Origin of the sequence: Micromonospora pallida, from assembly GCF_900090325.1 — a bacterium.
In the GTDB taxonomy this organism is placed as follows: domain Bacteria; phylum Actinomycetota; class Actinomycetes; order Mycobacteriales; family Micromonosporaceae; genus Micromonospora; species Micromonospora pallida.
The window spans coordinates 1,504,387-1,530,941 of sequence record NZ_FMHW01000002.1 but is presented as its reverse complement, the minus strand read 5'-3'; the positions used below and the strand labels follow the sequence as shown (position 1 = coordinate 1,530,941).

Sequence of the window (26,555 nt, the reverse complement as noted above, 5' to 3'; positions counted from 1 at the left end):
TCCGGTCGGCTCACCCTCTCCCACCTTGTCGATCATGGGCTTTGGGCACCTCCCAAACCTCGCATTCATCATCAATCAGGCGCCACAACTCGGTGATCGACGGAGTGCTGGTTGGTGTGGCTCGGGCTTTGGTTTGTGTCGCTCCCGGGGATCGGTGTCCGGTTCGACGGTGTGTGTCAGGTTACGGGTGGCGGCCTCGGCTGGGGCTCGGCTGGAATGTCGGCCGGTCAGCCGTCGTTACACTCTCTGGACGACCGAGGTAGCAGGCCCCGCACCCCCCACCCCCTCGGGTGGTGGTCGGGTGGAATGCCGGCGGGCTGGCGGTCGTTACATCTGGACCCGGCGTGGTGAGCCCCGCTCCCCGCCGCACCCCCCCTTTGATCTTTCCCCCCTCTTTTGGGCGCCGGACGGTGCTCGCACACCCCTGTCCCCCTGGGGTGTGCCGACCCCCGAATGGAGTACCCCTCTCATGGCTACGAAGCTGCTGCGTAAGACTGTTCTCGGTGTTGCTGGTCTGGCCTTCGCCGGTGGTGTCATCGGCGGTCCGGTCGGCACCGTCCTCGACACCACTGCCGCCCACGCCGCCACCCCGGCCGCCGTGGTGCAGGCCGACAAGCCGGACACCAGCAAGCTGATCCCGCACGGTGTGCAGGGCGCCCAGTCGCGGATCCCGCTCAACACCGAGCAGACCGACAACGCGAAGGCGATCATCAAGGCCACCAAGAAGACCGGCATGAACGAACGGGCCGCCGTGGTCGCCATCGCCACGAGCCTGCAGGAGTCGAAGCTGGAGAACCTGGGCCACCTCGGTGACCGCAACGACCACGACTCGCAGGGCCTGTTCCAGCAGCGCCCCTCCAGCGGCTGGGGCACGGTCGAGCAGATCACCGACCCCGAATACTCGACCACCGCGTTCCTCAACGGGCTGAAGGGCGTGGACGGCTGGCAGGACATGCCGCTCACCCAGGCCGCCCAGACCGTGCAGGTGTCCGCCTACCCGGACCACTACGCCCAGTGGGAAACCCAGGCCGCTGACCTCGTCGCCCAGCACTGGAACAGCTGACACACAGAACGCCTGACACACCAAACACCGTGTGGGCCGGCACCCCGAACCCCGGGGTGCCGGCCCACACGCGTACCCAGGTCGGTCAGGTGGCCGAGATGGTGCCGGTCATCAGCAGCGCCAGCACGAGAGTGCCGAGCGCGACGCGGTAGAGGACGAAGACGTACAGGGTGTGGTGCGCGACGTAGCGGAGCAGCCAGGCAATGGCCGCGTAGCCGATGGCAAAGGCGATCACCGTTGCCACCACCATCTGGGCCACGCTGGGCACCGAGGTGCCCGGTGCTGCCGGCTCGAAGACGTCACCCAGGCTGAACACCCCGGACATCACCACGGCCGGGATGGCCAGCAGGAACGAGTAGCGGGCCGCCGCCTCCCGGGTCAGGTTGAGAAAGAGGCCGGCGGTGAGCGTACCGCCGGAGCGGGACACGCCCGGGATCAGCGCCATCGCCTGGGCGAAGCCCATCACGATGCCATCCTTCATCCGGAAGTTCTCCAGGGTGCGGGTCTGCCGACCCCAGTACTCGGCGAAGGCCAGCACGAACGCGAAGAGGATCAGGGTGGTCGCCACCAGCCACAGGTTGCGGGCGGCGGTCTGGATCTGGTCCTTGAACAGGAAACCGAACGCGCCGATCGGGATCGAGCCGACGATCACGTACCAGCCCATCCGGTAGTCGAGGCTGGACCGCACCGACTTGTCGCGGATGCCGATCAGCCAGACCTTGGTGATCCGCCAGATGTCCTTGGCGAAGTAGAGCAGCACGGCCGCCTCGGTGCCGAGCTGGGTGACGGCGGTGAACGACGCCCCGGCGTCCCGCTCGAAGAAGATCGCCGACGTGATCCGCAGGTGGCCGGACGAGCTGACCGGGAGAAACTCGGTGAGTCCCTGGACGATGCCGAGGACGATCGCCTCGATCCAGCTCACTCGCCCACCCCGGCCAGTTCCAGAGCCTCGGCGCAGGTACGCAGGGTCTGTACCCCGCTCTCCCGGTCGGCGACGAAGAGGGTCAGCGACAGGGTGGTGACGCCGGCGGCGGCGTACTCGCGCATCCGCTCGGCGATGCGCTCCTTCGGGCCGAGCAACGAGGTGCGGTCGACGAACTCCAGCGGCACCGCGGCGGCCGCGTCCCGCTGCCGCTTGGCGAGGTAGAGGTCCTGCACCTCGCGGGCCGCGTCGCCGTAGCCCATCCGGGTAGCGAGCTGGTTGTAGAAGTTCTGCTGGCGGCTGCCCATGCCGCCGATGTAGAGCGCGGCGTACCAGCGGACCAGCTCGGCGCAGGCGTCGACGTCGTCGCCGACCACCACCGGCACCGACGGTACGACGTCGAAGCCGGCGAGGTCCTTGCCGACCTTCGCCCGGCCGGCGCGGACGGCGGCGAGCTGCTCCTCGGCGAACTCGGGCGCGTAGAAGATGGCCAGCCAGCCGTCGGCGATCTCCCCGGCCAGTTCCAGGTTCTTCGGGCCCACGGCGGCGAGGTAGATCGGGATGTGCTGGCGCGGCGGGTGGAACCCGAGCCGGAGGGCCTTGCCGGGGCCGTCGGGTAGCGGGAGTGTGTAGTGGTCGCCGGCGTAGGCGACCTCCTTGCGGGCGACGGCGAGCTTGACGATGTCGACGTACTCGCGGGTGCGGGCGAGCGGCTTGGCGAACCGGACGCCGTGCCAGCCCTCGGAGACCTGCGGGCCGGAGACGCCGAGCCCGAGCCGGAACCGGCCACCGGAGAGCGCGTCGATGGTGGTCGCGGTCATCGCGGTCGCCGCCGGGCTACGCGCCGGGATCTGCATCACCGCGCTGCCCACGTCGATCCGTTCGGTCTGCCCGGCGATCCACGCCAGCATGCTCGGCGAGTCGGAGCCGTAGGCCTCCGCCGCCCACACCACCGAGTAGCCGAGCCGGTCCGCTTCCTGGACCAGAGCCAGATGGTCGGCCGGCGTGCTCCACGCCGTCTGGTATCCGAGGCTGAGCCCGAGTCGCAACTGGTCCTCCCCCATCCCGCACCACGAGTCGCACAAGGTTACGCAATGGCGGCGAACGGACCGATCACCGCCTCGCTCGTGCACCGTGTGCCGGAGCGTCGGAGAAGTGAGCGTCGGAGAAGTGAGCGTCGGAGAAGTGACGGAGGCGAGGATGTCGGCCAAGCCCCGATTCCGAATAAGGTTCACCCATGCAACAGCGACCGCTCGGCCGAAGCGGGCTGGCGGTTTCCCGGCTCGCGCTCGGCACCATGACGTGGGGCCGGGACACCGACGCCGACGACGCGGCTGCCCAACTCAAGAGCTACCTCGACGCGGGCGGCAACCTGGTCGACACCGCCGACGTCTACGGCGACGGGGACGCCGAGGCGGTGATCGGCTCACTGCTGGGCACCCTCGTGCCCCGCGAGGACCTGCTCATCGCGACCAAGGCGGGGCTACGGCCGGGCACCCGGCGCCGCCGGGACGGGTCCCGGGGACACCTGCTGCGTACGCTGGACGCCTCGCTGCGCCGACTCGGCACCGACCACGTCGACCTGTGGCAGGTGCACGGGTACGACCCGGAGACCCCGCTGGAGGAGACGCTGTCGGCGCTCGACCACGCGGTCACCAGCGGCCGGGTCCGGTACGTGGGGGTGTCGAACTTCTCCGGCTGGCAGACTGCCCGGGCCGCCGCCTGGCAGGCCGCCTACCCCGGCCGCGCGCCGGTGGTCGCCGCGCAGGTCGAGTACTCCCTGCTGGAACGGGGCGTCGAACGGGAGGTGCTGCCGGCCTGCGCGGCCATGGGGCTCGGTGTGCTGCCCTGGTCCCCACTCGGCCGGGGGGTGCTGACCGGGAAGTACCGGCACGGCCGGCCCGCCGACTCGCGGGCCACCTCGGCGCACTTCGGCCCGTTCGTCGCCACCTACCTGGAGCCGCGCTGCTCCAGCATCGTGGAGGCGGTGGTGATCGCCGCCGGTGGGCTCGGCGTGTCGCCGCTGGAGGTGGCGCTGGCCTGGGTACGGGACCGGCCGGGCGTGGTCGCTCCGATCCTCGGCGCCCGGACCGTCGGGCAGCTCCTCGGCGCGTTGCAGGTCGAGCGGATGACCCTGCCGGAGGAGATCACCATTGCGCTCGACGACGTCTCGGCGCTGGAGGTCGGCTATCCGGAGCGGGACGGCTGACGCGCCCGCCGCGTCCCGGCGGCGGGCCGGCACGTCTCCCGGCGGGGTGGCACGTTCGCACCGGGACGGACCGTTTCCCGACGGCGCGACACATTCGTGCTGGGGGCGGCGGGCGTCACGGCGAGCGGGGTGGCGTCGCGTCGCCGGGCTGGGCAGCATAGGGGCCATGGACTACGAGTACGCGCCGCTGCGGTTGCCGCCGAACGTCGACCGGGTGACCGCCGCGGTGCAACTGGCGATCCAGGCCGAGTACGCCGGTTGGGAGCTGGCCCGGGTACGGCTGTACCGGGACGGCACCCGGCAGGTGATGCTCCGCCGCCGTCGGGTCAACCAGCCGCAGCCCGGCCTGTCCTACTGACGACGGCGCCCGACCGAAGGACACCGGGCCGGCACGGGCCCGGTGTCCGGCGGGGTGGTCAGTGGGTGTGCCCCACCTCGTCCTCGTCCAGGTCGAGGAAGGGGTGCTCGTCGAGCCGGCCGACCAGCCGGTCGTCGGCGGCCGGCTGGAACGGGCCGACCGGGTCGTCGTCGTCGAACGACTCCAGGTCGACCGGGGTGCCCACCTCGCTGACCATCACCACCCCGTCGAGTGGTTCCAGCTCGGGCACGTCCAGCGCGCTCAGCGACCCGTCGCCGCTCTGCAACAGCTCCAGCACGGCCTCGCCGACGCCCTCGACCGGGGCCGGCTCGTCGTCAGGCGGGGTGCCCTCCCGGCGGGCCGCCTCGGCCGCCCGGATCAGCGCCGACACGCTCGGCACCCGGTAGTCGCGGCGCTGGCGTACGGAGATCACCTGCGGGTGCGGGTCGGTGGGCTCGACGCCCTCGCCACCCGGGCCGAAGTGCGCGTCGGCCTCGTTCGGGTCGATCGACTCCACGTCCCACGGGGTGACCTCGCCGAAGGCGTCGAGGAGCTGCTCGTCGTAGGCGAAGGAGGCGTTGTTCAACTCGACGTACGCCTGCCAGACGTCGTCGTCGTCGACTCGGCCCTGGGCGGCGCGTACCGCGGCCAGGTGCCGACGGGCCGCGTCGATCACCCGCTCGAGGGCAGCGTCCAGCTCAGCGTGCTGGTCGGTCATCAGAGAAAGTCCCTTTCGCGATGGGGGAAGAAAGCCGTACCGGAGGCGCGTCGCGGCGGCGCCGGTCAGCAGGTGCGGAGGAACCGGTCGAGAACCCGCACGCCGAACTGTAGTCCGTCCACCGGGACCCGCTCGTCGATGCCGTGGAACAACGCGGAGAAATTGAGGTCGGGCGGCAGCCGGAGCGGGGCGAACCCGAAGCAACGGATTCCGAGCCGGGAGAACGCCTTGGCGTCGGTGCCGCCGGACAGCATGTACGGCACCGGGCGGGCACCCGGGTCCTCGGCACGCAGCGCGGCGGACATCGCCTCCACCAGCTCCCCGTCGAAGGTGGTCTCCAGCGCGGGCTGACGCTGGACGTACTCGATCTCGATGCCCGGACCGGCCAGCTCACGCAGTTGCCGCTCCAGCATCTCCGACTGGCCGGGCAGGCTGCGGCAGTCGATGGTGGCGGTGGCCCGGCCGGGGATGACGTTGTCCTTGTAGCCGGCGGCCAGCCGGGTCGGGTTGGCGGTGCTGCGGACCGTGGCGCCGATGATGTTGGCGATCGGGCCGAGCTTGGCGATGGCGGTCTCCGGGTCGTCCGGGTCCAGCTCGACGTCGAGCACCTCGGAGACCGCCTCGAGGAAGGCCCGGACGGTCGGGGTGACGGTCAGCGGGAAGCGGTGCCGCCCGATCCGGGACACCGCCTCGGCGAGCAGGGTGACCGCGTTGTCGTCGTGGACGAACGAGCCGTGCCCGGGGCGGCCCTTGGCGTGCAGCCGCAGCCAGTCGATGCCCTTCTCGGCGGTCTCGATGAGGTAGAGCCGGGTGGCCTCGTCGACGGTGTAGGAGAAGCCGCCGACCTCGCCGATCGCCTCGGTGCAGCCGTCGAAGAGGTGCCGGTGCTGTTCGGCGAGGAAGTGCGCGCCGTAGTCGCTGCCGGCCTCCTCGTCGGCGGTGTACGCCAGCACGATGTCGCGCGGCGGCCGGACGCCGGTGCGCTGCCAGTGGCGGACCACGGCCAGCACCATCGCGTCGAAGTCCTTCATGTCGATCGCGCCGCGTCCCCACACGTACCCGTCGCGGACCTCCCCGGAGAAGGGGTGCACCGACCACTCGTCGGCGTCGGCGGGGACGACGTCCAGGTGACCGTGCACCAGCAGCGCGCCCCGGCCCGGGTCGGTGCCGAGGATCCGGGCGACCACGTTGGCGCGGCCGGGGGCGGACTCCAGCAGGGTGGCCTCGACGCCGACCTCGGCGAGCTTCTCCGCGACGTACTCGGCCGCCTGCCGCTCCCCGGCGCTGGTGGCGTTGTCGCCGGTGTTGGTGGTGTCGATGCGGAGCAGGTCGCGGCAGAGGTCCACGACCTCGGCGGTCGGGTCGGGCAGGGCGGCTACGGGGTCGGTCATGGGGTTCTTCTTACCAGCCGTACCACGCCGGCCACGAGCCCGTACGCACGATGTGCCGGACCCGCCCCGGACGCTCCATCTGCGACCGTTGGTCCCCGCCGGGTTCGGCGGGCCGGTTTCGGCCGACGGCCGGCCGGGTACCGCCGGTGCCACCGCCGGCGCCGGCCGCCGGTCGGGCCCGTCCCCGCCGAGGAGGCACCCATGAGCGTCTCGCTGCCACCGTTGCCGCCCGCCGAGGGCGACGAGGGGTACCGGCCCGGCGGCCGGAGCGTGGTCGACATCATCGGCGAGGAGCACCGACGGCTCACCGCGTTGGTCGAGGAGCTGGCCGACCCGGCCACCGGCCCCGACCGGCGACGGGCGGTGGCCGAGGTGTTCGCCGCCGAGGTCTCCCGGCATCTCTCCGGCGAGGAGCAGTACCTCTACCCGGCGTTGCGCGGCGCGCTGCCCGACGGCGCGGAGCTGGCCGAACGGGACGTCGAGACCGACACGGCGCTGCGGCGGGCCGTCCAGGCGGCCGACCCCGGGCACGCCGCCGAGGTACGCGAGCGGTGGCGTCAGCACGTGGCGGCGGTCGACCCGGCCCTGGGCCGGCTGCGCGCGGCGGCCACCGAGGAGGAGCTGATCCGGCTCGGCAACCGGTTCGTCATCGCCGAGGAGGCGGCGCCGACCCGTCCGCACCCGGGGACGCCGACCGCCCCACCGTGGAACCGGATCGTCGAGCCGGCCGTCGGCGTGGTGGACAAGATCCGCGACGCGGTGACCGGCCGCCGGACGTACCCAACGGATCTCGATCGCGAGTGATCGGAAAGGCCCGCTGGTCAGGTCTCATCATCCATCGGACGTCATCGAAACGCGAAAGGTCTTCCGGAAGTCCCGACCTGGTCATACCGTCACGTCATGAACCTGGAGTTGCGACACCTCAGGGTGGTCTGCGCGATCGCGGAGACCGGCAGCGTGACGAAGGCGGCCTCGACCCTCGGACTGGCACAACCGGCGCTCACCGCGCAGCTCCAGCGCATCGAGCGGGCGCTCGGCGGTGCGCTGTTCGACCGTGACCGGCGCGGCGCCCGGCCGACCGCGCTCGGCGAACTGGTGCTGGCCCGGGCCCGGGTGCTGCTGCCGGCGATGAAGGGCCTCCAGGACGAGGCGGCCCGGCTGGCCAGCGCGGGGGACGCGTTGAGCCGATACCGGTTCGGCGGGGTGAACAGCCCCATCCTGGGACGACTGGTGCACCGGATCGCCGCCGACCAGCCGACCGCGCCGATCAGCACGTACGCCTCGTGGTCGGTCGACGAGCTGTCCCAACTGGTCTTCAACGGGCGGTTGGACTACGTGTTGACCGGGGTGTGCGGCGACGCCGCCCCGTCGGCGGAGTTCGGGCTGAGCTGGCGGGAGGTCGCCGTCGACCCGGTCTTCGTGCTGTTGCCGGAGCCGCATCCGGCGGCCGACGGGGACGAGGTCCCGCTGACGGCGCTGCGGCACGAGCAGTGGGCGGCAGCGCCCGGCGACGGCTGCTTCGGCGACTGCTTCGCCGCTGCCTGCGCACGAGCCGGCTTCACTCCCCGGAAGGTGTACGAGACGGACATGCGCGGCTGTGTGGACCTGGTCGAGGCGGGGGTCGCGGTGGCGCTGTGCCAGGCCACCTTCCGGCCGATGCCCGGCCTGGTGACCCGGCGGCTGGCCGGTAACCCGTTGCGCTGGCGGCTGCTGCTCGGCTGGCATCCGGAGTCTCCGGCAGCCCGGTTCGCCGAGGGGGTGCTGGCGGCGGCGATCGCGGCGTACCGTGACTCCCTCGCGCCGCACCCGGCGTACCTGCGGTGGCTGGTGGACAACCCGGAGTTCGGCGCACGGCGACGAACCCCGGTGTGAGCCGGCAGTTCCCGGAGCGACTCCGGCGGAGACGGCTTGCGGGTGGCACGGGCGGTCAGGAACTCCTCGATCAGCACCGCGGCTGGCAGCCGGTGGCGGGTGCGAAGTCCCGGACGCCGGGTAACAGGGGGAACATGACCGACATCGACCGGCCCGGCGACGACCGGGAGACCGCCCGGCGGGCCGCCACCACGCACACCGCTGCCGCCCGGGACGTGGAGACCTTCCTGCGTACCCTGCCGGCCACGCCCGGACCGGAACACGTCGCCGAGTACGCCAACCTGCTCAGCCGGGAGGAGCGGGCCCGCTCCGACCGGCAGGCCGCCGTGGACGCTCTCGGCCTCACCGTGGGCAGCATCGAGGCGCAGTAAGCGCCTGACCGTGCGGTCGGCTCGCCACGCTCGAGTTGCGCCGTGGGTGGCGTCGAGACGCAGGAGGCCCGGGCCACCCGGCCCGGGCCACTGTCACATCGGTGTGGTCAGCGCTCCACGAGCGGGTCGTGTCCCATGTCGAGCAGGGAGTGCCGCCACGCGTTGTCGGCGTTGCCGCCGGACGGTTTCTGCGCCGTCAGGCCGTCGATCCGGTCGACCGCGTCCTGCATGACCCGGATGTCGTCCGGGGTCAGGTCCACCTTGCGCTTGCTGAGTACGGCGAGGATGTGCCGGCCCGGTTGGGGCAGGTCGAGGTCGGGGTTCGGGCCGAACGCCGCCTCCCCCGACCCGCGGGTGAGCAGCCACTGCCGCAACTGCTCCGAGGGCATGTTCACCCGTTCGTGGAACTCCTCCCAGAGCAGTTCCACGTCCGCGTCGAGTCTCGCCTCGCGTACCATCACGCCTCCTCTCCGGGTCCGGGCTCGGCCGGCTGCACGTTGTCCGACAGGGCCCCGGGCCCCTCCGGCGGCACCTGTACCCGGGTCGGGTTCGCCGTCGGCGGGGCCACTATGGGCTCGGTCCGCTCCGCGTCGTCCTGGTACTCCTCGGGCTCGCTCACCGGCGGCCTCCGCTCGTCGGGACGGTCATCGGGGATGGGTCGTCGTCGCCGGTTGGTGCCCGCCTCGTTCCCCGGCGGTGACGTCGAAGGCGAGCGCGCCCTCCCGGGCGTCCACGGTCACCCGCTGGCCGGGTGAGATCTCCCCCTCCAGCAGCATCCGGGACAGCTGGTTGTCGATCTCGCGTTGGATCACCCGGCGCAGCGGGCGGGCCCCGAACTCCGGCTGGTACCCGTGCTCGGCGAGCCAGTCGACGCCCGCCTCGGTGACCTCGACGGTGATGTCCTGCCCGTGCAGCCGGCGGCGGGTCTCCTCCAGCAGCAGGCCGGTGATCTGCCGGAGTTGCTCGGCCTCCAGCCGGCGGAAGATGATGATCTCGTCGATCCGGTTGAGGAACTCCGGACGGAAGTTCTCCTGGAGCCGGCGCATCAGCCGTTCCCGCAGTTCGTCGCGTTCCTGGTCGGTGCCGGCCGCGCCGGCCCCGAAGCCGACCGCGCGCTGGGCGCCGGTGATCAGCTCGGAACCCAGGTTGCTGGTCATGATCATTACGGTGTTGCGGAAGTTGACCGTCCGGCCCTGACTGTCGGTGAGCCGCCCGTCGTCGAGCACCTGGAGCAGGATGTTGAACACGTCCGGGTGGGCCTTCTCGATCTCGTCCAGCAGCACCACCGCGTACGGGCGGCGGCGGACCGCCTCGGTGAGCTGGCCGGCCTCCTCGTACCCGACGTAGCCGGGCGGCGCGCCCACCAGTCGGCTGACCATGTGCCGTTCCTGGAACTCGCTCATGTCCAGCCGGACCATCCGGTCGGCGTCGCCGAAGAGCGCCTCCGCCAGAGCCCGGGCCAGTTCGGTCTTGCCGACGCCGGTGGGGCCGAGGAAGAGGAAGCTGCCCATCGGCCGGTCCGGGTCGGCCAGCCCGGTCCGGGAGCGGCGGACCGCCTCGGCGACCGCGGTCACCGCGTCCTCCTGGCCGACCACCCGCTCGTGCAGGTGCCCCTCCAGGCGCAGCAGCCGGTCCCGTTCCTCCTCGGTGAGCTGGCTGACCGGAATGCCGGTGGCCCGGGAGACCACCTCGGCGATCTCCGCCGGCCCCACCTCGGGCACCTGGGGAGCCTCGGTCTCGCCCCGGGCCATCCGGAGCTGCTCCTCGATCTCGTGCAGCCGGTCGCGCAGGGACGAGGCGCGCTCGTACTGTTCGTCGGCGACGGCCTGGTCCTTGTCCCGGCGTACGTCGTCGAGCTGGCGCTCCAGCTCCCGCACGTCCGCCGCCGGGGTCCGGGTCCGCAGCCGCACCCGCGCGCCGGCCTGGTCGATCAGGTCGATCGCCTTGTCCGGCAGGTACCGGTCGGTGACGTACCGGTCGGCGAGTTCGGCGGCGGCGACCAGCGACTCGTCGGTGAAGCGCACCTGGTGGTGGGCCTCGTACCGGTCGCGCAGGCCGCGCAGGATGGCCACGGTGTCCTCGACGGTCGGCTCCGGCACCAGCACCGGTTGGAAGCGGCGGGCCAGCGCGGCGTCCTTCTCGATGCTGCGCCGGTACTCGTCCAGCGTGGTCGCGCCGATCACCCGCAGCTCGCCCCGTGCCAGGGCCGGCTTGAGCATGTTGGACGCGTCCATGCCGCCCTCGCTGCCGGCCCCGCCGGCCCCGACCAGGGTGTGGATCTCGTCCAGGAAGATGATCAGCTCGTCGCGGTGGGCGCGGATCTCGTCGACCACCTTCTTCAGCCGTTCCTCGAAGTCGCCCCGGTAGCGGGTGCCGGCGACCAGACCGGCCAGGTCGAGCTGGATCACCCGCTTGCCGAGCAGCGTCTGCGGTACGTCGCCGTCGCAGATCCGCTCGGCCAGCCCCTCGACGATCGCGGTCTTGCCGACCCCGGCCTCGCCGATCAGCACCGGGTTGTTCTTGGTACGGCGGGACAGGATCTCCACCGCCTGCTCGATCTCGTCGCTACGGCCGATCACCGGGTCGATCCGGTCGGCCTTGGCGAGGTCGGTCAGGTCCTGGCCGTACTGGTCCAGTGTGGGCGTGCCCCGGTCCGGTGGTGCAGTCATCGGTCCCCGCTCCGCCCCCGCCGCCTGCAGGGACTCCGGTTGGATCCGCCCGGCCGCCAGCATCCGCCCGGCCGGCGACTCCGGGTTGAGCGGTAGGGCCATCAGGATGTGCTCGGGGCCGATGTAGTTGGCCCCGATCGCCCGGGCGAGCTGGTGGGCGTCCAGCAGCGCCCGCTTGGCCGCCGGGGTGAGGGAGAGGTTCGGCGGGACCTCGCCGCCGGGTGCCCCGTCGCCGCGCCCGCCGAGGGCGTTGAGCAGGGTGTCCGGGTCCGCGCCGGCCCGACCGACCAGTTCCCGTAGCGGCTGGCGTTGCAGGGCGGCCCAGAGCAGGTGGTCGGTGTCCAGGTCGTTGCTGCGTCGCTGGGCCGCCCGGCGGGCCGCGTCGGCCAGCATCTCCCGGGCGTCGGCGGTCATCAGCCGGGTGATGTCCACCCGGTGCGCGGGCCGGCCGCCGCCCTCCCCCCGGCCGAAGTAGCGGGCCAGGAACTCGTCCCACGGGTCGGCGCCGAAGTCAGCGGGTCCCCACATGAGCAGTCCTCCCGGATCGGCGGCGACAGGATCGACACGCAGGGCTACCCGAGGCTGGCCCCGACAAACGCGTCCGGGTGGCAGGGTGGAGGCATGGAGACGACCCCGCTGCTGATCGTGGACGCCGCCAACGTGGTCGGGAGCCGCCCGGACGGGTGGTGGCGGGACCGGGTCGGCGCGACCACCCGGCTGCGCGACCGGCTGGTGCCGGTGGGCGGTCGGGGCGTACCACCGGAGCTTCCCGCCCCGGTCGAGGTGGTGCTGGTGGTGGAGGGGGCCGCCCGGGACGTGCCGGCCACCGACGGGGTGCGGGTGGTGTCCGCCGCCGGGTCCGGCGACGACGCGATCGTCGACCTGGTCGGCGCCGAGACGGGACGGCGGCTCGTGGTGGTGACCGCGGACCGGGCGCTGCGGGAACGGGTCCGGACGCTCGGCGCGGAGGTGTACGGGCCCCGTTGGCTGCGCGGCGAGCGCGACACGCCGATCCCCGGCGGCGACACCGGTCCGGCCGGCACGCACGTCGGGGGTCGGTAAGGGACAGCGTGGCGGTAACGCGCACAGGGCGGATGTTCTCTCCCACACCGGAATAGGCTCTAATGGAGTCCTCCCCGCCCCCAGGAGGTTGCACCGTGGCGAGCGTCGCCGAGCTCAAGGCCGCCATCGATGTCGCACTTCAGCAGATCGGTGAAGGGCAGACAGCGGTGCAGGCGGCCGGCGAGAAGCTGGCCGAGGCACAGCAGACCCTCGCCGGCGCGCTGGAGGGCAGCGGACACGAGACCGTCGAGGCGGCGCAGGCCTCACTGACCCAGGCCAGCCAGGAGTTGGAGGAGTGTCTCGCCGCGACGCTGGTCGCGGTGGAGCAGGCGCAGCTCTACGTCTCCACGCTCTGAGCCCATGTCGATCATCGAGGACATCGGAGCCCAGGTCCGCGCCGCGTCGGACGAGCTGCCGCTGGCCCCGCTGGCCCAGGCGCTGGAGAAGTTCGCCCTGGCCACCGAGCGGCTGCGCTGGGTCCGGCAGGAGTCGTCGAACCCGATGGGGGTGCCGGAGCTGTCGGCGGCCGTCGAGCACGCCGAGTCGGCCGGGCACGCCCTGCGGGTGGCCCAGGAGCAGCTCGCCAGCTACCTGGCGGCCATCGGACTGGGCGCGGACGGCGCTCCGGCGGCGAAGCCGCAGCCCCGCCAGCCGGGGCACGACGCGCCCCGCGGCGACGCGCCGCCGGGTGCGGTCCCGACCGACGACCCGTCCCCGGCCCCGGCGGTGCGCCGCTGGTGGGCGGTGCGGGTCGCGGAGCTGACCGGCGGGTCCGAGGGCGAACCGACCGGCCCGGACGAGCAGGTGGCCGACTCCCGGGAGCTGTTGCGTCGGGTGGTCGGCGGGGTGAAGGCCGGTGACCGGACCCGGCTGCACACCGAGTTACGCCGGGCACACGCCGACGTCGGGCTGGGCCTGGCGACGGTGACCCCGCCGCTGCTGCGGGAGCTGGCCGGGGAACTGCTGGGACATCCACCGAAGGCCCCCGACCTGCCGAAACTCCGCAACGAGCTGGACGGGCGGGTCCGCGACCTGTTGCCCGGCCTGCCGCCGCCGGTGCTGGAGACCGTACTCACCCGGGTCTGCCGGATGCCCCCGCCACGGCAGCGCGACGGCGACGAGCAGCCGCATCCGGCCGACCCGGCGGTCACCGCCGGCGTGGTGACCGGCCTGCTGCTGGCCCGGCTCGGCCGGGACCTGCCGGCCGAACGGCCCGACGACGAGCGGGCACCGGGGGCTGCCGGCGGCGCGGACGCACCGCCGCCCCGGGCGGCGTCCGACCCCACGCGCGGCAGGCCCGGTCCGCATGGCTGACCGTCGGGCCCAGCTGGTGGGCCGGGTCCGGGGGTTGCTCTCCGAGGCGCTGGGCTCGGCCCGGGGCCGACTGACCGCCGCCCGGGCCGAGCTGGAGACCGGGCAGGACCGGCTGACCCGGGTACGGCGGGCCGCCGCCACGGTGCCGCAGCGGGTCGGCGCCGAGCGGGACCGCCGGCTCGCCGAGATCGACTCCCGGTACTCGACGCGGATCGCGGAGCTGGTCCGGCGGGCCGCGGCCGCCGCCGAGCGGGAGGCGCCGGGCGCGGCGTCGGCCGACTGGTCCAGATGGGCGCCCACCCCGACCGGACGGGCCGACACACCGGGCGCGGTCCGCGTCGGCACCGTCCGGATCCCCGGCGCGGAGCCGGTGCCCGCCCTGGTGCCGCTGCTGGACGCCGGGCACGTCCACCTCACCGGCGAGCACCGCGCTGCCTGCGACGCGGTGGTCTCCGCGCTGCTGCTACGCAGCATCGGCCGCACCGACCCGGGCACTGTCCGGTTGATCGGGTACGACCCGGAGCACCTCGGTGGCGGTCTGGCCGGGTTCGCCCCGCTCGGCACCGCCGGGCTGCTCACCTTCGTCGGTCCGGGCGGGTTGGCCCGGCTCCTGGACGACCTGGTGGAGCAGATCCGCCGGATCAACGAGACGGTGCTGGCCGGTGAGCACTCCTCGCTGCGGGAGCTGGCCGCGGCCACCGGGCGGCGGCCGGAGCCGTGGCGGGTGGCCGTACTGCTCGGCGGGGACGAACTCTCCCGGCACGAGCGCGGCCAGCTCGACCGGGTGGTCCGCACCGGGGCGGCCTGCGGGGTGCACCTGGTGGTCCGGGGCATTCCGCTGCCGGACGACCCGACCGTGCAGCGGGTGCTGGTCGCCCGCGGCGACGTACGGATCGGCGGCCCCACCGGCCTGCCGGTACGCCTCGACCCGCCGCCCCCGGCGACACTGGTCACCGAGACCTGCCGGCAGGTGGCGAGCACGGTCAACGCCGGCCCGGCCCCGACCCCGTTCACCGAGCTGCTCCCCCCGCCCGGCGAGATGTGGCAGGAGGACTCGTCGACCGCGCTGGTCGCGCCGATCGGCGAGGGGCCGAGCGGCCGGCCGGTGCTGCTCACCCTCGGCGACTACCCACCGCACGCGCTGATCGGCGGCCCGTCCGGCACCGGCAAGACCAATCTGATCTTCGCCTGGATCGGCGCGCTGGCCTCCCGCTACTCCCCCGCCGAGCTGGAGTTCTACCTGCTCGACTTCAAGGAGGGGGTGTCCTTCGCCCGGTTCGCGCAGGGACGGCGGGACCCGAGCTGGCTGCCGCACATGCGCCTGGTCGGCATCAACGTCAACACCGACCGGGAGTTCGGGCTGGCCCTGTTGCGCTTCCTCGCCGAGGAGCTGCGCCGCCGGGCGGACGCGGCCAAGCAGCACGAGGTCACCAAGCTCGCCGAGCTGCGGGCGGTCGACCCGAAGGGGCACTGGCCCCGGATCGTGGCGGTGGTCGACGAGTTCCAGATGCTGCTCGCCGGCCGGGACGTGGTCGCCCGGGAGGCCGCCGACCTGCTGGAGGACCTGGCCCGCCGGGGCCGTTCGCAGGGCATCCACCTGGTGCTCGCCTCGCAGGACGTACGGGGCATCGAGGCGCTGTGGGGCCGTCCCGCGCTGGTCGCCCAGTTCACCCTCCGGATCGCGCTGCCGAAGGCACTGCGGATCCTCGCCGAGCGCAACGACGCGGCCCAGTCCCTGCCCCGGCACCACGCGGTGATCAACGCGGAGTCCGGGATGGTGGAGGGGAACGAGATCGCCCGGATCCCGTCAGCCAGCGAGTGGGAGACCTGGAGCGAACTCCAGCACAGGCTGTGGCGGATGCGCCCGCCGGACGCCGCCCCGGCCCGCCTCTTCGACGGTGACGCGATCCCCCGGCTCGCCGACGCCCCCGACTTCCGGGCGCTGGCCCCGGCCCGGCAACCCGGCGGGCCGCGCGGCCCGGTCGCCCTGCTCGGGGAGATCATCGACGTGCAGGCCCGTTCGGCGGCGCTGCGGCTGCCCCGGGCGCCCGGCCGGAACCTCGCGGTGCTCGGCACCCGGGTCGACGAGGCGTGCGCGGTGCTCGACGCCGTCGGCCGTTCCCTGGCCCGGCAACACGAGCCCGGGTCGGCCCGGTTCTCCATCGCCTGCCTCGACCCGGACGCCGACCACGCCGCCCGGTCCCTCTACGAGGACCTCGCCGACGACGCAGCCTGGTACGACGAGGAAACGGTGCCGGAACTGGTCGCCGAGACGGCCGAGGCGCTGGCCGGGCCGGGCACCCCGACCACCCCGCACTACCTACTGCTCTACGCGGTCGACGCGGCGGCGGGCCGGCTGGGCGCGCGGGTCGGCCGGCGCACCGGGTTGGAGCACCTGCGGCAGATCCTGCACGACGGGCCGGAGCGGCGCACCCACGTGCTGGCCTGGTGGCGGGGCGTGGCGCGGATGCGCAACGACCTGGGCGGACCGGCCTCGCGGACCGACCAGATCGGGGCGTGGGTGGCCCTGGACGTGCAGGGCGGGGAACTGGGTTCGTCGCTCTACCCGGGCACCGGCGGCCCGGACTGGTACCCGCGCCCCTGGCGGGGCCTCTTCTTCGACCGGGCGGTGCACCGGACCGGTCAGACGATCATCCCGTATGGACTTCCTCGATGAACGAACCGGTGACCAGTGAGTCGTACGCCGCGCACCTGCGCCGGCTGGCGGAGCTGACCGCGCAGGCGGCAGCGCAGCGTGCCGAGGCGGTGGGCTGGCACGACCGGCAGTGCGCCGCCGCCGAGCGGGCCGTACGGGAGGCCACCGAACAGGTCCACCAGGCCGAGGCGGAGGTGGCCGAGGCGACCGAGCTGGTGGAACGGGTGGACGCGGAGGCGGCCCACCTGTGGCAGGTGCTGCGCGGTCGGCTCGGCGCCGGCGCCCGCCGCCTCGGTGATCCGCCCGGTGCCGCGCGGAACGCGTCGGGTGACCCGACGATGCTGCTGGACGGAGCGCGCGAGCTGCTGGACCGTACCCGGCAGCCGGGTGACCTACCCGGATCGGTGAACCCGCTGCTGGCGCTCTGCGGGGTGGTCGGCGCGGTGCTGGCGTACGCGGTGGGGGTCGGCGCCCGGACACTGGGTGAGCGGTACGGCGGCGACCTGGCGGTCGGGATGCCGGTGATCGCGTTGGTGGTGTCGCTGCTCGGGCCGCTGATCGGGCTGGGGCCGGCCAAGCTGCTCGCCGACCGGCGGCACGCGCTGCTCGGCCCTCGCCCGATGACCGTGGTCCTGGTCGCCGGCCTGCTCACCACCGCCCTCCTCCTGGCCCTCCGCCTCTGACCCCCGCCCCCGCTTCTGCGTCCGGTCGCGCCGAGGCTGAGCGGGGCCCACCACACGGGCAGCACGTCGGTCACCCCGCGCGGCTCCTGACCGCTACCCCGCTACCCCGCTTCTGCGCGGCGGCGTGACGCGGCGGGTCAGGCGGGGATGAGGATGGCTTCGTGGAGGAGGCGGCGGGTCAGGACGAGGCGGTCGGCGTCGGACTCGAGGCCCCGCAGGTCGCCGACCCGGGACACGGCGCCGGTGAGCAGTGCCCGTACCGCTTCGGCGCACTGCGCCGGCAGCGAGATGGTGCGGTCGAAGACGCGCAGGGCGATCCGGTCCGCGCCGGCGGGGACGAGCTGCCAACGCAGTCCGGCCCGCACGGTGACCGTGCTGTCGGCGGTCAGCTCGCGGATCGCGGCGGCCTGGGCGAGCGGACGGATCGGCGCGGGGCGGGCGGCGGGCCAGGCCCGTTGCCGCAGCCGGCCGGCGACCGCCGTCGGGTCGGCGCGCAGCAGCCAGTCCCGCAGCGCCTCGACCGTCTCGGTCAGCTCGGGTTCCACCGCGTCCGGGTCGGCCAGGTCCACGCCGAACGGGAGGGTGGCCCGCAGGCGCGGGTCCTCGGCGGCGAGGGCGAGCAGTTCCTCGACGATCGCGTACCGGGTGAGCGCCCGGACGCCGATGGTCAGGTGCAGCGAGCTGGATTCCTGCGCCTGAGCGCTGTGCAGCCAGCCCCGGGGCAGGTAGAGCGCGTCGCCGGGGGCGAGCACCACGTCCAGCGCGGCGGGTCCCTCGGCGGTGGCACCGACCTCGTCGGCGCGCCCGCCCCACGGTTGCCGTTCCAGCGGGTCGGGGAGCACCGGGGGGTGGATCCGCCAACGCTTACGGCCGTCGACCTGGAGCACGAAGACGTCGTGGGTGTCGTAGTGGGTGGCGAAGCCCTGGTTGCCCGGCGGGGTGAGGTAGGCGTTGACCTGCAACGGCTGGCCGACGGCCAGGCCCAGGTCGCGGGCGAGGTCGATCAGCGCCGGCCAGGTGCGGTGCAGTCCCTGCAGGACCAGGGTGGCCCCGTTGGCGTACTGCTCCAGGACCCGTTCGTCGAGGACCTGGTCACTGATCTCGGCGCCGGCCCCGCCACCGCCGGTCCAGCGCGCCGCCGGCACGAGCTGGCCGTCCCGGGCGATCCGCAGGAACGGGGTACGCAGTCCGCGCCGACTGAGCAGCTCGTCGGCGTCGGCGGGGCTGAACAGGTCGGTGAAGCCGGCCGGGTTGGGCAGTTCGTCGGCCCGGGACAGCAGCGGCGTGCGTCCCCAGTGGGCGGCGGCGAACTTGTCCGGCTCGACGGCGACACACCGGGCGAGCGCCGCGAGAGCGGCGGACGGAACCGCCGGGCGGCCGTGGCCACCCGGCGGGTCGATGGTCGGCACTGCCGGTTACCGGGCGCTGCCGTCGGCGCCACCGTCCTGCTGACCGGGAGTGGCACCGCCGTCGGCCGGTCCCTCCGCGCCACCGTCGGCGCCACCGTCCTGCTGGCCCGGAGTGGCACCGCCGTCGGCCGGTCCCTCCGCGCCACCGTCGGCGCCACCGTCCTGCTGGCCCGGAGTGGCACCACCGTCAGCCGGACCCTCCGCGCCGCCGCCGCTGGTCGTGGTGATGTCGTCGTCGTTCAGTGCCATCGGTACTCCCTCGGGATGCGCCGCCCCGTCCTGGGTCAGGGGTTCGTCGTGCCGCCGGTGGTACCCGGCGCACGATCTCCTCTAACCACACGGTAGGCCGCACTTCCCCGACATACCGCTGGTTCCAGACATCCGGTCACGCTCACCCACCCCGTCGATCATGGAGTTAGGGCACCGCTCCAACCCGTACAACCGCCACAAACAGTGGCGCCACAACTCCATGATCGACGGAGTGGGGGGCGTGGCCCGACGGCCCGCCGGGTCGGTGGGCCGTCGGGGCCGGGCGAGGTCGGTCAGGGAATCATCCGGGCCAGGTCGCTGGGCATGGTGGCCCGTACGTCGTCCCACTCGCCCTGGGTGACGTGCCGGCGCAAAGTGTCCAGCACCACCTGTACCACCTGTTCCGGGCCGCCCTCGGTGTCGAACGGGAAGCCCTGCCGGACCTCGAAGAGGAAGTCGTCCCGGTTGAGCTTCACCGGCACGTTCGACGGGTCCCAGCCGTCGAAGTAGACGCCCCGCACCAGCACCGGCAACTGCGCGGAGAACTCCACGCACTCCTGCACCGGCATCCGGTCCCGCAGCAGGTGCAGCACCGTACGCAGGGCCGCGAAGGACTGGTTGCGACGGTCCTTCGACCAGCCGTAGGCCTGCTCGATGTCCTTGAGGATCAGATTGGTCTTGTCCAGCGATGACTCGAACACCGAGTTCGGTTCGTTAGCCATGTGCCTACCCCCGTCCGTCGGTCTCCCACCGTCGATGGTCGTCACGCCACGGCGGCCCGGTCGGCCCCCGCCACTGCCGGGCCGGGCCGACCCGACGCGGCCGGGCCGCACAGCCGGACGGGTGCGTCCGCGTCCCGGCCACGCCTACCACGCGCCGGTGGTCCGGTACGACCCGAACCGTCATCTCGACCACCCCGTCTCCGCGTCGTCGCGCGTGCGCGGCGACAACCGCACACAGCTGCCACGATGGCCCGGGGCCGGGTGAGGTGGCGTCACCCCGACCGGGTGAATCACCTCCGGCGGGTCAGCCGGTGCCGAGCAGCCGGGCCAGGGTGGCCGCGTTGGTCTGGGCGTAGTCGCGATAGCAGTTGTTCAGGAGCACGTGCGTACGCTCGGCCTGGCCGGCCAGCTCGCGCAGCCTCGGGGCCCAGTCGCGCAGCTCCCGGTCGGAGTAGTGGTAGCCGAACTTCTCGTGGATGTCCTTGCTGGTCCACCGGTCGCTGTGGCCGTGGAAGCGGACCACCGCCAGGTCGGCGGTGGCTGCCAGCACCGGTGGCACCGACGAACGGTGACCCTGGGGCATGTCCACGCAGACGTACGTCAGCCGGTGTTGGCGCAGGAAGTCGAGGGTCTCCTCGGCGTTGTCCCCGGCGAACCAGGAGGCGTGCCGGAACTCGAAGGCCGGCCGCAGCGGGGCGCACCGCCGGGCCACCTCCAGCAGGTACTGCTTGTTCTCCCTGCGGATGGTGAACCAGGGCGGGAACTGGAACAGCAACGCGCCGAGCTTGCCGGCGGCGACCAGCGGATCCAGGGCGGTGAGGAACCGGGTCCAGACCTCCTCGTACGCCTGGGCCGGCAGGTCACCCGGGTAGATGTTCCGTTTCTCCGTCTCCGGGCGCAGATCCTTGTGCAGCGCGCCCACCCGGGTCGGGTGTCCGGTGAGCAGGCTGAACGCCTTGACGTTGAAGGTGAAGCCCGCCGGGGTGCGTTCGGCCCAGAGCCGGGCGGTCCGCTCGGCCGGCGGCGCGTAGTAGGTGGCGTCCACCTCGACCAGCGGGAACTGGCGGGCGTAGTGGGCCAGTCGCCGCTCCGGGGTGTCCGCCTCCGACGGGTACCAGCCGGACTCCAGCAGCGTCGAATCCGTCCAGGAGGCGGTGCCGACCAGGATCCGGTCCACGGCGGTCAACGCCACCGCCCCGGCGGCGGGACCGGGGCGGTGGATGGCGTACGGGCGCTCAGGCGGCCCGCCGTTCCCGGGACTGCTTGCAGGTCACACAGGTGGTGGCGGAGGGGAAGATCTCGAGCCGCTCGACCGGGATCGACGTGGAGCAGCCCTCGCAGTGGCCGTAGGTGCCCTCCTCCAGTCGGGCCAGGGCGTGCTCGAACTGGGCCCGCCGGTCGAGGATGGTCCGCAGCAGGGACTGGGCGGTGTCCCGCTCGGCGGTCTTGGTGCCGCTGTCGGCCTGGTCGTCCCCGGCGGTGTCGCCGACCTCGACCAGCCGGAGCACCTGGCTCTCCACCATCGCCTGCTCGTACTCCGTGGAGAGTTCGTCGTAGCGGGCCTGCAGGGCGAGGCGGATCCGGTCGATCTCCTCCTGGGATCGCCCCGTACCGACCGTGTCGTGGACGAGCATCGCTGTCTGCCTTTCCTCGGGTTCCTGGACCCCGGGTAGCCGGGTGTGCACCCGACGACGGTCCGCTTGTGAGCCGGGCGATTACCCACGCCCACCGACGATCAAACCGGGGATTTTCGGCAGCCGGCTCCGGCGTCGTCCCCTTCCGGGCGGCCCGGGGTCGTTCGCTCGCCGGGTGGCTCGGCGTCGTTCGCTCTCCGGGCGGCCCGGGGTCGTTCGCTCGCCGGGTGGCTCATCCGGTCGGTGCGGTCTCCACCAGCGCCGGGTGCCGAGGGTCGTCGAGGCGGACCACCACGTCAGCGAAGTCCTGCGGGGCGACCTCCTCGGCGTACCGGGCGAAGGCGGGCAGCGTCCACGCCTGCGCGGCGTCGGTCCGGCGGCGCAGCGCGGCCGGCGAGAGCACCAGGTGGACGGTGACGTCGAAGGGCAGTCCGCCGCCGAGCAGCAACGGGCCGCTGACCAGGACCACACCGCCGGGTGGCAGGTGCACGTACCCGGCGCGGCTGGCCCGGTCGGCGCGGGCGTCCCAGAGGGACGGCAGCAGGTGGCCGGTGCCGTCGGGGCCCGCCGGGTCCAGGACCTCGCGGCGCAGCCCCGCCTCGTCGAACCAGCCCAGGTAGTACGAGTCGGGGTTGGTCCGGCCGTGTTCGAGTCTGACCGACGCCGGACGCAGGAAGTCGGTGGTGCGTACGTGCAGCACCGGCCGGCCCGCCGCGCGCAACGGGTCGACCAGCGCCCCGGCCAGGGCGTCCGGGTCGGCGGCGGGTGGACCGTCCACGGCGACCCGCAGTCGTCCGGCGACCGGGGCCCCGACCAGCCGCTCGGTCAACGCGACGACGAGCCGTTCGGGGGAGATGGGGCGGATCCGCATCCGACCATGGTGCCGGACCGGCCCGGGGCGTTCCCCCGGACCGGAACACAGACCGGCCCCTCGAGCGGGGCTCGGGGCCGGTGGCGTCAGCCGGTACGGTCGACGGTGATCCGGGCGTCGTCGGCGAGCCGGTAACCGACGCCGTAGACCGTGGTGACCAGGGGCACGTCCACCCCGACCTTGCCGCGTAGCCGCCGGACGTGCACGTCGACGGTGCGCACCCCGGCGTGCTCGTACCCCCAGACGGCGTTGAGCAGTTGCAGCCGGGTGAAGACCCGGCGGGGGTGCGCGACCAGGTGCAACAGCAGGTCGAACTCCAGCCGGGTCAGCGGCAGCGGCTCCCCGTCGCGCAGCACCGACCGGGAGGCGGCGAGGATGTGCAGCGCCGGCACGGTCGGCGCGGCCTGGGGGCGGGACGACGACCGGCCGGCCGGGACGGGATCCGGTCGCCGTTCCGGCGCGGGGCCGGTGACGACGACCCCCTCTCCCCGTTCCAACAGCTCCCGGGCCGCTTCGAGCAGCCGCCGGGCGGGTGGGGTCAGCGCCTCCTCGGAATAGAGCGGGATGGACAGGGTCACGGTGAGGACCGGGGCCGCTGTGCTGGACGGACGGCGCTGGCCGGCGGGAGGACGACCGGGGACTGCGGGCTGGGACGTATGCCATCCGGCGCGCGACGAGGCGGGGCTGACCGACATGGTCCTCCTTGGCTGGTCCAGTGTCTCCCCACGGCCCGGGAACGCTCCTGTGGATCGATATTTCCCGGTCCCCGTTCGAGAATCAAGGGCGGCCGTGTTGCTGGAATGTGACAATCGACGAACGCTTTGGAGCCGAGTGCTCGCTCTGCGTACGGCGTTTGATGATTACAGCAGAAGCGCCGAGATGAAAAGGAACGGGGGTACCTTGCGGCTTTCACCTCCATCTGTCGGCGCTTTCGGGAGATCCGACCCCGGCCGCCAGGGTCAGTGGTCGCGGTCGATGAGCACCGGCGCGTCGTCGGCGAGCCGGTAGCCGACCCCGTGCACGGTGGTCACCAGCGGGACGTCGTCACCGACCTTGGCACGTAACCGACGGACATGCACGTCCACCGTTCGGGTGACAGAGTGTTCGTGACCCCAGACTCCGGTCAGCAGTTGTCGCCGGGTGAAGACCCGCCGCGGGTGCTCGGCGAGGAAGAGCAGCAGGTCGAACTCGATGCGGGTCAGGCCCAGGACCCGGGAGCCGCGGCGCGCGTCCCGGGCGGCGACCGCGACGAGCACGGTGTCCGGGCTGGACGGATCAGGGCGGGGTGCCGGCTCCGGGTGGGGCTCCGCGGGCGCGGGGACGGCCGGCGCGAGCCGGTCCGTGCCGCGTACCCGCAGGACCCCCTCACCGGTCTCGGCCAGTTCGTTGAGCAGTTCGACCAGGCGGGCCAGGCGCGGGGTGACCGCACCGGAGGCGACGTCGACGGTGATGGTCAGGACCGGGGTCGCCCGGGGTCGCGGCGGCGCGACCAGGCGTGGCGTCGGGTACGGACGCGCGGACGTGGCGAAGACGGACATGCTGCCTCCCTGCTGGGCTGCCGCGCGACGCGCCGGGGTCGGCGGTCAGTACGGCGTGGGTCGGACGGCCACCGGCGCGACGGTTGACGCCGGGGGCCGCAGAACGGTCGGGCCGAGCGTGGGTAGCCCGGCGATGGACCAGGCGGCGAAGCCGCCGACGACGTCGGTGGCCCGGTGCAGGCCGAGGTCCTGCAACGCGGCCGCGGCGAGCGACGAGGTGTAGCCCTCCTGGCAGAGGATCACGACCCGCAGGTCGTAGTCGACGGCCTGCGGCAGCCGCGCGGCGCAGCGTGGATCGAACCGCCACTCGAGGACGTTGCGCTCGATGGCGAGCGCGCCCGGGACCGTGCCGTACGCGGCCCGCTGGGCGGCCGGCCGGATGTCGACCAGCAACGCGCCACGCCGGTACGCCACGTGGGCCTGCTCCGGGTCGAGCCGACGCAACCGGGCCCGCGCGGCGGCGAGGATCTCGTCGATGCCCCGGGAGCCGGCCGGCACGGTCACGGAGGGACCAGTCGGCGCGGTCACGGAGGCGCCGGTCGGCGCGGTCACGGAGGGCCTGGCCGGCGCGGTCGCGGAAGGGCTGGTCGGCGTGGTGGTCGCTCCCAGCGACGGGGCAACGGACGGGCCGGACAGCGCGGTCACCGACGATGCAGGCCGGGTGGCGGACGAGCCGGGCGGGGTGACGGACGGGTCGGGCAGACAGCGGTGGGGCATGGTGGGTCCTCCGGTGGGACGAGGGTCGCCGACGCCGCCGGCGGGCAACGGGGTTCGGGAACTCACCAGGCGACGCCCGCGCGGGCGACCTCGGCGGCCCGAAGGCGGCCGTCGGTGAGAAGGTAGCGGGTCATCCGGCGCAGGGCCGGCCGGTAGACGTGCAGGCTCACCGCCGGCTCGTCGCCCCGGTTGGTCACCCGGTGCACGTGGCGCGCCCCGAACCGGCGGCCGGTGCCCCCGGGGAGCGAATGCGGGCGCAGCCGCCCACCGGAGACGACCTCCTCGGTCAGCGTGCCGGAGACCACCAGGAAGGCACCGGCGGAACCGCCGTGGTCATGCAGGTCGGTGCCTTGACCGGGCAGCCAGGTGAGCAGCCAGACCTCGTGGTCCGGTCCGGACGCGAGCCGGGTGTACCACCGCTCGACGGGGTCGAACCGGACCGGCAGCGGCGGCACGGCGTGCCGGCGGGCGACGGCGAGCAGGTCCGGCTCACGCGGATGGTCCATGGCTGGCTCCTCGGGACGCTAAGCGGGGCAGCGAACCCAGAATAACCACTAAAACCTATCTGGTTAGTAGGCATTCCCGAATGTCGGGATGCGGGTCGCGGGGGTGCTGAGATGTTTGCAGGGGTCCCCTCCTCGACAAAAAGCGGTAACAGGGGACCCCTGCTACCACCTCACCCCGTCGAGGTCAGCGTCGGACCGGTGGCTCCACCCGGTAGCCGGGCACCGAGGGCCAGCGGACCGTTAACAGCACGGACTCCTGCTCGGCGTACCAGGAGTGGTCGACGCCCCGACCCCAGACGACGTAGTCACCAGGCTCGCGCAGACAGACTGTCCGGTCCGGCAGTTCCACCCGGAACGCCCCGCTGACCAGCACCAGCAGGGCGGTACGGCGCTCGCCGGTCGCCCACCGGGAGCGGCTCTCCCCCGCCGCGTGCACCCCCCACTTCACCTCCACGTCAGTGCTGTGGCGCGGGTGTCCGGCGGGCATGAAGTGGCCCAGCAGCCAGCCGCCGTCACCGGCCCCGTCCACGCCCGCGTTGCCCACGTACACGGTCTCGTCCACGCTTCTCCCCATCCGTCGCGAGGCGCAGCAGGTTAACAGCACGGAAAGTGGCCCGCCGCGATACCCGCGCGACCGGTATACAGGAGACCGTGGAGGATCCCCTACCCGAACAGATGCGGGTCGCCGCCGGGACGCTGCTGGCCGCCCTGGACGACCCGGCCCGGACCCGGGCCGTGCACGCCTTCGACGACGACGCCCGCCGCCACCTGGAGTACCGCCCGCGTCCCCGGCCCGGGGCCTGCCTGGCGGACCTCGACCGGGCCGGCCGCAAGGCCACCCACCGGCTGCTCGCCACGGCGCTGAGCCCGCACGCGTACGCCCAGGCTATGGCGATCATGGCCCTCGAGGAGGTGCTCGACCGGGCGGAGGGCTGGCGCCGGGGCCGGCACAGCGACGACTACTGGGTGGCCGTCTTCGGCGATCCGGCGCGCGACGACCGGTGGGCGTGGCGGGTGGAGGGGCACCACATGTCGGTCAGCATGACCGTGGTGGACGACCAGGTCGCCGCCGCCCCGGTCTTCCTCGGCGCGAACCCGGCCACGGTCCGGTACGCCGGCCGTACCGTCTCCCGGCCCCTGGCCGCCGAGGAGGATCTCGCACGGGCGCTGCTGGAGACGATGGGCGCGCCCGCCCGGGCCGCCGCCATCGTCACCGACCAGGCTCCCGACGACATCATCAGCGCGACCCGCCCCACCGCGCCCGACCGGATCGACCCGCTCGGGGTGTCCGCCAGCCGTCTCGGGCCGACCGGCCGGGCGCTGCTCGACCAGTTGGTCGCCCTCTACCTGGACCGGCTCCCGCCCGAACTGGCCGCCCGGGAGGCCCGCCGGATCGACGGCGGGGAGCTGCACTTCGCCTGGGCCGGACCGACCGGACCCGGACAGCGCCACTACTACCGGGTCCAGGGCGAGGACCTGCTGATCGAGTACGACAACACCGCCGCCGACGGCAACCACGCGCACACCGTGCTACGCCGCCCGTCGGCCGACTTCGGCGCGGACCTGCTCGCCGCCCACCACGCCGAGGCCCATCCCCGTACCGGGTGAAGCCGGCCGGGCC

The 26,555-nt window shown here is 73.4% G+C and carries 30 protein-coding genes; 12 read left to right on the top strand and 18 right to left on the bottom strand.

Features of this window, described 5'->3' with window-relative positions; translation table 11 throughout:
* Window positions 1-469 precede the first annotated feature (469 nt).
* Window positions 470-1,063, top strand: a complete 594-nt coding sequence (locus GA0074692_RS06715) for a hypothetical protein (RefSeq protein WP_091640483.1) — start codon at window positions 470-472, stop codon at window positions 1,061-1,063.
* Window positions 1,064-1,148: 85 nt separating this feature from the next.
* Here GA0074692_RS06715 and GA0074692_RS06710 read toward each other — a convergent pair whose 3' ends face one another.
* Entirely contained in the window at window positions 1,149-1,985 is an 837-nt protein-coding gene (locus GA0074692_RS06710) for an undecaprenyl-diphosphate phosphatase (protein ID WP_091640480.1), read from the bottom strand.
* The gene (locus GA0074692_RS06705; RefSeq protein WP_091652799.1) at window positions 1,982-3,034 is read right to left on the bottom strand and encodes an LLM class F420-dependent oxidoreductase; all 1,053 of its coding nucleotides are present in this window, start codon (window positions 3,032-3,034) and stop codon (window positions 1,982-1,984) included. Before GA0074692_RS06705 ends, GA0074692_RS06710 begins: the two co-directional genes overlap by 4 nt.
* A gap of 188 nt (window positions 3,035-3,222) precedes the next feature.
* Between GA0074692_RS06705 and GA0074692_RS06700 the strand changes: the two genes are divergently transcribed.
* Entirely contained in the window at window positions 3,223-4,194 is a 972-nt protein-coding gene (locus GA0074692_RS06700; protein ID WP_091640478.1) for an aldo/keto reductase, read from the top strand.
* Window positions 4,195-4,360: 166 nt separating this feature from the next.
* The gene (locus tag GA0074692_RS06695; protein WP_091640476.1) at window positions 4,361-4,552 is read left to right on the top strand and encodes a DUF5703 family protein; all 192 of its coding nucleotides are present in this window, start codon (window positions 4,361-4,363) and stop codon (window positions 4,550-4,552) included.
* 58 nt (window positions 4,553-4,610) lie between these two features.
* On the opposite strand, the gene GA0074692_RS06690 is transcribed toward GA0074692_RS06695, so the two are convergent.
* A complete protein-coding gene (locus GA0074692_RS06690) occupies window positions 4,611-5,270 on the bottom strand; it encodes a hypothetical protein (RefSeq protein ID WP_091640474.1) in 660 nt (219 codons plus the stop codon).
* A gap of 65 nt (window positions 5,271-5,335) precedes the next feature.
* Complete coding sequence (locus tag GA0074692_RS06685; RefSeq protein WP_091640472.1) at window positions 5,336-6,661, bottom strand: M20/M25/M40 family metallo-hydrolase; 1,326 nt, start codon at window positions 6,659-6,661, stop codon at window positions 5,336-5,338.
* A gap of 201 nt (window positions 6,662-6,862) precedes the next feature.
* On the opposite strand from GA0074692_RS06685, the gene GA0074692_RS06675 reads away from it, so the two are divergent.
* The 3 genes from GA0074692_RS06675 (at window position 6,863) to GA0074692_RS06665 (ending at window position 8,904) form a co-directional block, all read left to right on the top strand.
* On the top strand, window positions 6,863-7,465 hold the full coding sequence (locus GA0074692_RS06675) for a hemerythrin domain-containing protein (protein ID WP_091640467.1): 603 nt from the start codon (window positions 6,863-6,865) through the stop codon (window positions 7,463-7,465).
* Between the two features lie 96 nt (window positions 7,466-7,561).
* Window positions 7,562-8,533, top strand: a complete 972-nt coding sequence (locus tag GA0074692_RS06670; RefSeq protein ID WP_091640464.1) for a LysR family transcriptional regulator — start codon at window positions 7,562-7,564, stop codon at window positions 8,531-8,533.
* A 134-nt stretch (window positions 8,534-8,667) separates the two neighbouring features.
* Window positions 8,668-8,904 (top strand): hypothetical protein, encoded by a 237-nt coding sequence (locus tag GA0074692_RS06665; RefSeq protein ID WP_091640462.1) that lies wholly within the window; start codon window positions 8,668-8,670, stop codon window positions 8,902-8,904.
* Between the two features lie 107 nt (window positions 8,905-9,011).
* Here GA0074692_RS06665 and GA0074692_RS06660 read toward each other — a convergent pair whose 3' ends face one another.
* The 3 genes from GA0074692_RS06660 to GA0074692_RS06655 are packed head-to-tail and all read right to left on the bottom strand — an operon-like array spanning window position 9,012 to window position 12,101.
* Window positions 9,012-9,362, bottom strand: coding sequence for a DUF3140 domain-containing protein (locus GA0074692_RS06660; RefSeq protein WP_091640460.1), 351 nt, complete (start codon window positions 9,360-9,362; stop codon window positions 9,012-9,014).
* Window positions 9,362-9,523: a hypothetical protein gene (locus GA0074692_RS34595; protein ID WP_176738334.1), complete on the bottom strand. Its 162-nt coding sequence runs from the start codon at window positions 9,521-9,523 to the stop codon at window positions 9,362-9,364. Before GA0074692_RS34595 ends, GA0074692_RS06660 begins: the two co-directional genes overlap by 1 nt.
* A 25-nt stretch (window positions 9,524-9,548) precedes the next feature.
* Window positions 9,549-12,101: an ATP-dependent Clp protease ATP-binding subunit gene (locus GA0074692_RS06655; RefSeq protein WP_091640458.1), complete on the bottom strand. Its 2,553-nt coding sequence runs from the start codon at window positions 12,099-12,101 to the stop codon at window positions 9,549-9,551.
* Window positions 12,102-12,194: 93 nt separating this feature from the next.
* Between GA0074692_RS06655 and GA0074692_RS06650 the strand changes: the two genes are divergently transcribed.
* The 5 genes from GA0074692_RS06650 to GA0074692_RS06630 all read left to right on the top strand — a co-directional run bounded on the left by GA0074692_RS06650 (window position 12,195) and on the right by GA0074692_RS06630 (window position 17,288).
* Window positions 12,195-12,635 (top strand): PIN domain-containing protein, encoded by a 441-nt coding sequence (locus GA0074692_RS06650; RefSeq protein WP_245730203.1) that lies wholly within the window; start codon window positions 12,195-12,197, stop codon window positions 12,633-12,635.
* A 95-nt stretch (window positions 12,636-12,730) separates the two neighbouring features.
* A complete protein-coding gene (locus GA0074692_RS06645) occupies window positions 12,731-12,991 on the top strand; it encodes a hypothetical protein (RefSeq protein WP_091462511.1) in 261 nt (86 codons plus the stop codon).
* Between the two features lie 4 nt (window positions 12,992-12,995).
* Window positions 12,996-13,949, top strand: a complete 954-nt coding sequence (locus GA0074692_RS06640) for a hypothetical protein (protein ID WP_245730202.1) — start codon at window positions 12,996-12,998, stop codon at window positions 13,947-13,949.
* A complete protein-coding gene (locus GA0074692_RS06635) occupies window positions 13,942-16,626 on the top strand; it encodes an FtsK/SpoIIIE domain-containing protein (protein ID WP_091640455.1) in 2,685 nt (894 codons plus the stop codon). Before GA0074692_RS06640 ends, GA0074692_RS06635 begins: the two co-directional genes overlap by 8 nt.
* Window positions 16,623-17,288 carry a hypothetical protein gene (locus tag GA0074692_RS06630; protein WP_091640453.1) on the top strand — a complete coding sequence of 222 codons (666 nt, stop codon included), beginning with the start codon at window positions 16,623-16,625 and terminating at the stop codon, window positions 17,286-17,288. The genes GA0074692_RS06635 and GA0074692_RS06630 overlap by 4 nt, the downstream gene beginning before the upstream one ends.
* Window positions 17,289-17,425: 137 nt before the next feature.
* Here the strand turns inward: GA0074692_RS06630 and GA0074692_RS06625 are convergent, their stop codons facing one another.
* The 11 genes from GA0074692_RS06625 to GA0074692_RS06570 form a co-directional block, all read right to left on the bottom strand.
* A complete protein-coding gene (locus GA0074692_RS06625) occupies window positions 17,426-18,697 on the bottom strand; it encodes a cupin domain-containing protein (RefSeq protein WP_091640450.1) in 1,272 nt (423 codons plus the stop codon).
* Between the two features lie 6 nt (window positions 18,698-18,703).
* Window positions 18,704-18,946, bottom strand: a complete 243-nt coding sequence (locus GA0074692_RS06620) for a hypothetical protein (protein WP_091640448.1) — start codon at window positions 18,944-18,946, stop codon at window positions 18,704-18,706.
* A gap of 293 nt (window positions 18,947-19,239) precedes the next feature.
* Window positions 19,240-19,668: a DUF2267 domain-containing protein gene (locus tag GA0074692_RS06615; RefSeq protein ID WP_091640446.1), complete on the bottom strand. Its 429-nt coding sequence runs from the start codon at window positions 19,666-19,668 to the stop codon at window positions 19,240-19,242.
* 304 nt (window positions 19,669-19,972) lie between these two features.
* On the bottom strand, window positions 19,973-20,845 hold the full coding sequence (locus tag GA0074692_RS06605) for a DUF72 domain-containing protein (RefSeq protein WP_091652791.1): 873 nt from the start codon (window positions 20,843-20,845) through the stop codon (window positions 19,973-19,975).
* 58 nt (window positions 20,846-20,903) lie between these two features.
* Window positions 20,904-21,302 carry a TraR/DksA family transcriptional regulator gene (locus tag GA0074692_RS06600; protein WP_091640444.1) on the bottom strand — a complete coding sequence of 133 codons (399 nt, stop codon included), beginning with the start codon at window positions 21,300-21,302 and terminating at the stop codon, window positions 20,904-20,906.
* 232 nt (window positions 21,303-21,534) lie between these two features.
* On the bottom strand, window positions 21,535-22,173 hold the full coding sequence (locus tag GA0074692_RS06595; RefSeq protein WP_091640442.1) for a nucleoside/nucleotide kinase family protein: 639 nt from the start codon (window positions 22,171-22,173) through the stop codon (window positions 21,535-21,537).
* An 86-nt stretch (window positions 22,174-22,259) separates the two neighbouring features.
* Entirely contained in the window at window positions 22,260-22,868 is a 609-nt protein-coding gene (locus GA0074692_RS06590) for a winged helix-turn-helix domain-containing protein (RefSeq protein WP_091640439.1), read from the bottom strand.
* 264 nt (window positions 22,869-23,132) lie between these two features.
* On the bottom strand, window positions 23,133-23,711 hold the full coding sequence (locus GA0074692_RS36415) for a winged helix-turn-helix domain-containing protein (RefSeq protein ID WP_091640437.1): 579 nt from the start codon (window positions 23,709-23,711) through the stop codon (window positions 23,133-23,135).
* 45 nt (window positions 23,712-23,756) lie between these two features.
* Window positions 23,757-24,215, bottom strand: a complete 459-nt coding sequence (locus tag GA0074692_RS06580) for a rhodanese-like domain-containing protein (protein ID WP_245730616.1) — start codon at window positions 24,213-24,215, stop codon at window positions 23,757-23,759.
* Window positions 24,216-24,490: 275 nt separating this feature from the next.
* Window positions 24,491-24,934 (bottom strand): cysteine dioxygenase, encoded by a 444-nt coding sequence (locus GA0074692_RS06575; RefSeq protein WP_091640435.1) that lies wholly within the window; start codon window positions 24,932-24,934, stop codon window positions 24,491-24,493.
* Window positions 24,935-25,118: 184 nt separating this feature from the next.
* The gene (locus GA0074692_RS06570) at window positions 25,119-25,496 is read right to left on the bottom strand and encodes a cupin domain-containing protein (RefSeq protein ID WP_091640434.1); all 378 of its coding nucleotides are present in this window, start codon (window positions 25,494-25,496) and stop codon (window positions 25,119-25,121) included.
* Between the two features lie 89 nt (window positions 25,497-25,585).
* Between GA0074692_RS06570 and GA0074692_RS06565 the strand changes: the two genes are divergently transcribed.
* Complete coding sequence (locus GA0074692_RS06565; protein ID WP_176738333.1) at window positions 25,586-26,542, top strand: DUF3500 domain-containing protein; 957 nt, start codon at window positions 25,586-25,588, stop codon at window positions 26,540-26,542.
* The last annotated feature ends 13 nt before the right edge of the window (window positions 26,543-26,555 follow it).

What these genes read in the sequence shown, in the direction of transcription:
- GA0074692_RS06715 (WP_091640483.1), top strand. Translation starts at nt 470, where the DNA reads ATGGCTACGAAGCTGCTGCGTAAGACTGTTCTCGGTGTTGCTGGTCTG.
- GA0074692_RS06700 (WP_091640478.1), top strand. Translation starts at nt 3,223, where the DNA reads ATGCAACAGCGACCGCTCGGCCGAAGCGGGCTGGCGGTTTCCCGGCTC.
- GA0074692_RS06695 (WP_091640476.1), top strand. Translation starts at nt 4,361, where the DNA reads ATGGACTACGAGTACGCGCCGCTGCGGTTGCCGCCGAACGTCGACCGG.
- GA0074692_RS06690 (WP_091640474.1), bottom strand. Translation starts at nt 5,270, where the DNA reads ATGACCGACCAGCACGCTGAGCTGGACGCTGCCCTCGAGCGGGTGATC.
- GA0074692_RS06685 (WP_091640472.1), bottom strand. Translation starts at nt 6,661, where the DNA reads ATGACCGACCCCGTAGCCGCCCTGCCCGACCCGACCGCCGAGGTCGTG.
- GA0074692_RS06675 (WP_091640467.1), top strand. Translation starts at nt 6,863, where the DNA reads ATGAGCGTCTCGCTGCCACCGTTGCCGCCCGCCGAGGGCGACGAGGGG.
- GA0074692_RS06670 (WP_091640464.1), top strand. Translation starts at nt 7,562, where the DNA reads ATGAACCTGGAGTTGCGACACCTCAGGGTGGTCTGCGCGATCGCGGAG.
- GA0074692_RS06665 (WP_091640462.1), top strand. Translation starts at nt 8,668, where the DNA reads ATGACCGACATCGACCGGCCCGGCGACGACCGGGAGACCGCCCGGCGG.
- GA0074692_RS06660 (WP_091640460.1), bottom strand. Translation starts at nt 9,362, where the DNA reads ATGGTACGCGAGGCGAGACTCGACGCGGACGTGGAACTGCTCTGGGAG.
- GA0074692_RS06655 (WP_091640458.1), bottom strand. Translation starts at nt 12,101, where the DNA reads ATGTGGGGACCCGCTGACTTCGGCGCCGACCCGTGGGACGAGTTCCTG.
- GA0074692_RS06650 (WP_245730203.1), top strand. Translation starts at nt 12,195, where the DNA reads ATGGAGACGACCCCGCTGCTGATCGTGGACGCCGCCAACGTGGTCGGG.
- GA0074692_RS06640 (WP_245730202.1), top strand. Translation starts at nt 12,996, where the DNA reads ATGTCGATCATCGAGGACATCGGAGCCCAGGTCCGCGCCGCGTCGGAC.
- GA0074692_RS06635 (WP_091640455.1), top strand. Translation starts at nt 13,942, where the DNA reads ATGGCTGACCGTCGGGCCCAGCTGGTGGGCCGGGTCCGGGGGTTGCTC.
- GA0074692_RS06630 (WP_091640453.1), top strand. Translation starts at nt 16,623, where the DNA reads ATGAACGAACCGGTGACCAGTGAGTCGTACGCCGCGCACCTGCGCCGG.
- GA0074692_RS06620 (WP_091640448.1), bottom strand. Translation starts at nt 18,946, where the DNA reads ATGGCACTGAACGACGACGACATCACCACGACCAGCGGCGGCGGCGCG.
- GA0074692_RS06615 (WP_091640446.1), bottom strand. Translation starts at nt 19,668, where the DNA reads ATGGCTAACGAACCGAACTCGGTGTTCGAGTCATCGCTGGACAAGACC.
- GA0074692_RS06600 (WP_091640444.1), bottom strand. Translation starts at nt 21,302, where the DNA reads ATGCTCGTCCACGACACGGTCGGTACGGGGCGATCCCAGGAGGAGATC.
- GA0074692_RS06595 (WP_091640442.1), bottom strand. Translation starts at nt 22,173, where the DNA reads ATGCGGATCCGCCCCATCTCCCCCGAACGGCTCGTCGTCGCGTTGACC.
- GA0074692_RS06590 (WP_091640439.1), bottom strand. Translation starts at nt 22,868, where the DNA reads ATGTCGGTCAGCCCCGCCTCGTCGCGCGCCGGATGGCATACGTCCCAG.
- GA0074692_RS36415 (WP_091640437.1), bottom strand. Translation starts at nt 23,711, where the DNA reads ATGTCCGTCTTCGCCACGTCCGCGCGTCCGTACCCGACGCCACGCCTG.
- GA0074692_RS06575 (WP_091640435.1), bottom strand. Translation starts at nt 24,934, where the DNA reads ATGGACCATCCGCGTGAGCCGGACCTGCTCGCCGTCGCCCGCCGGCAC.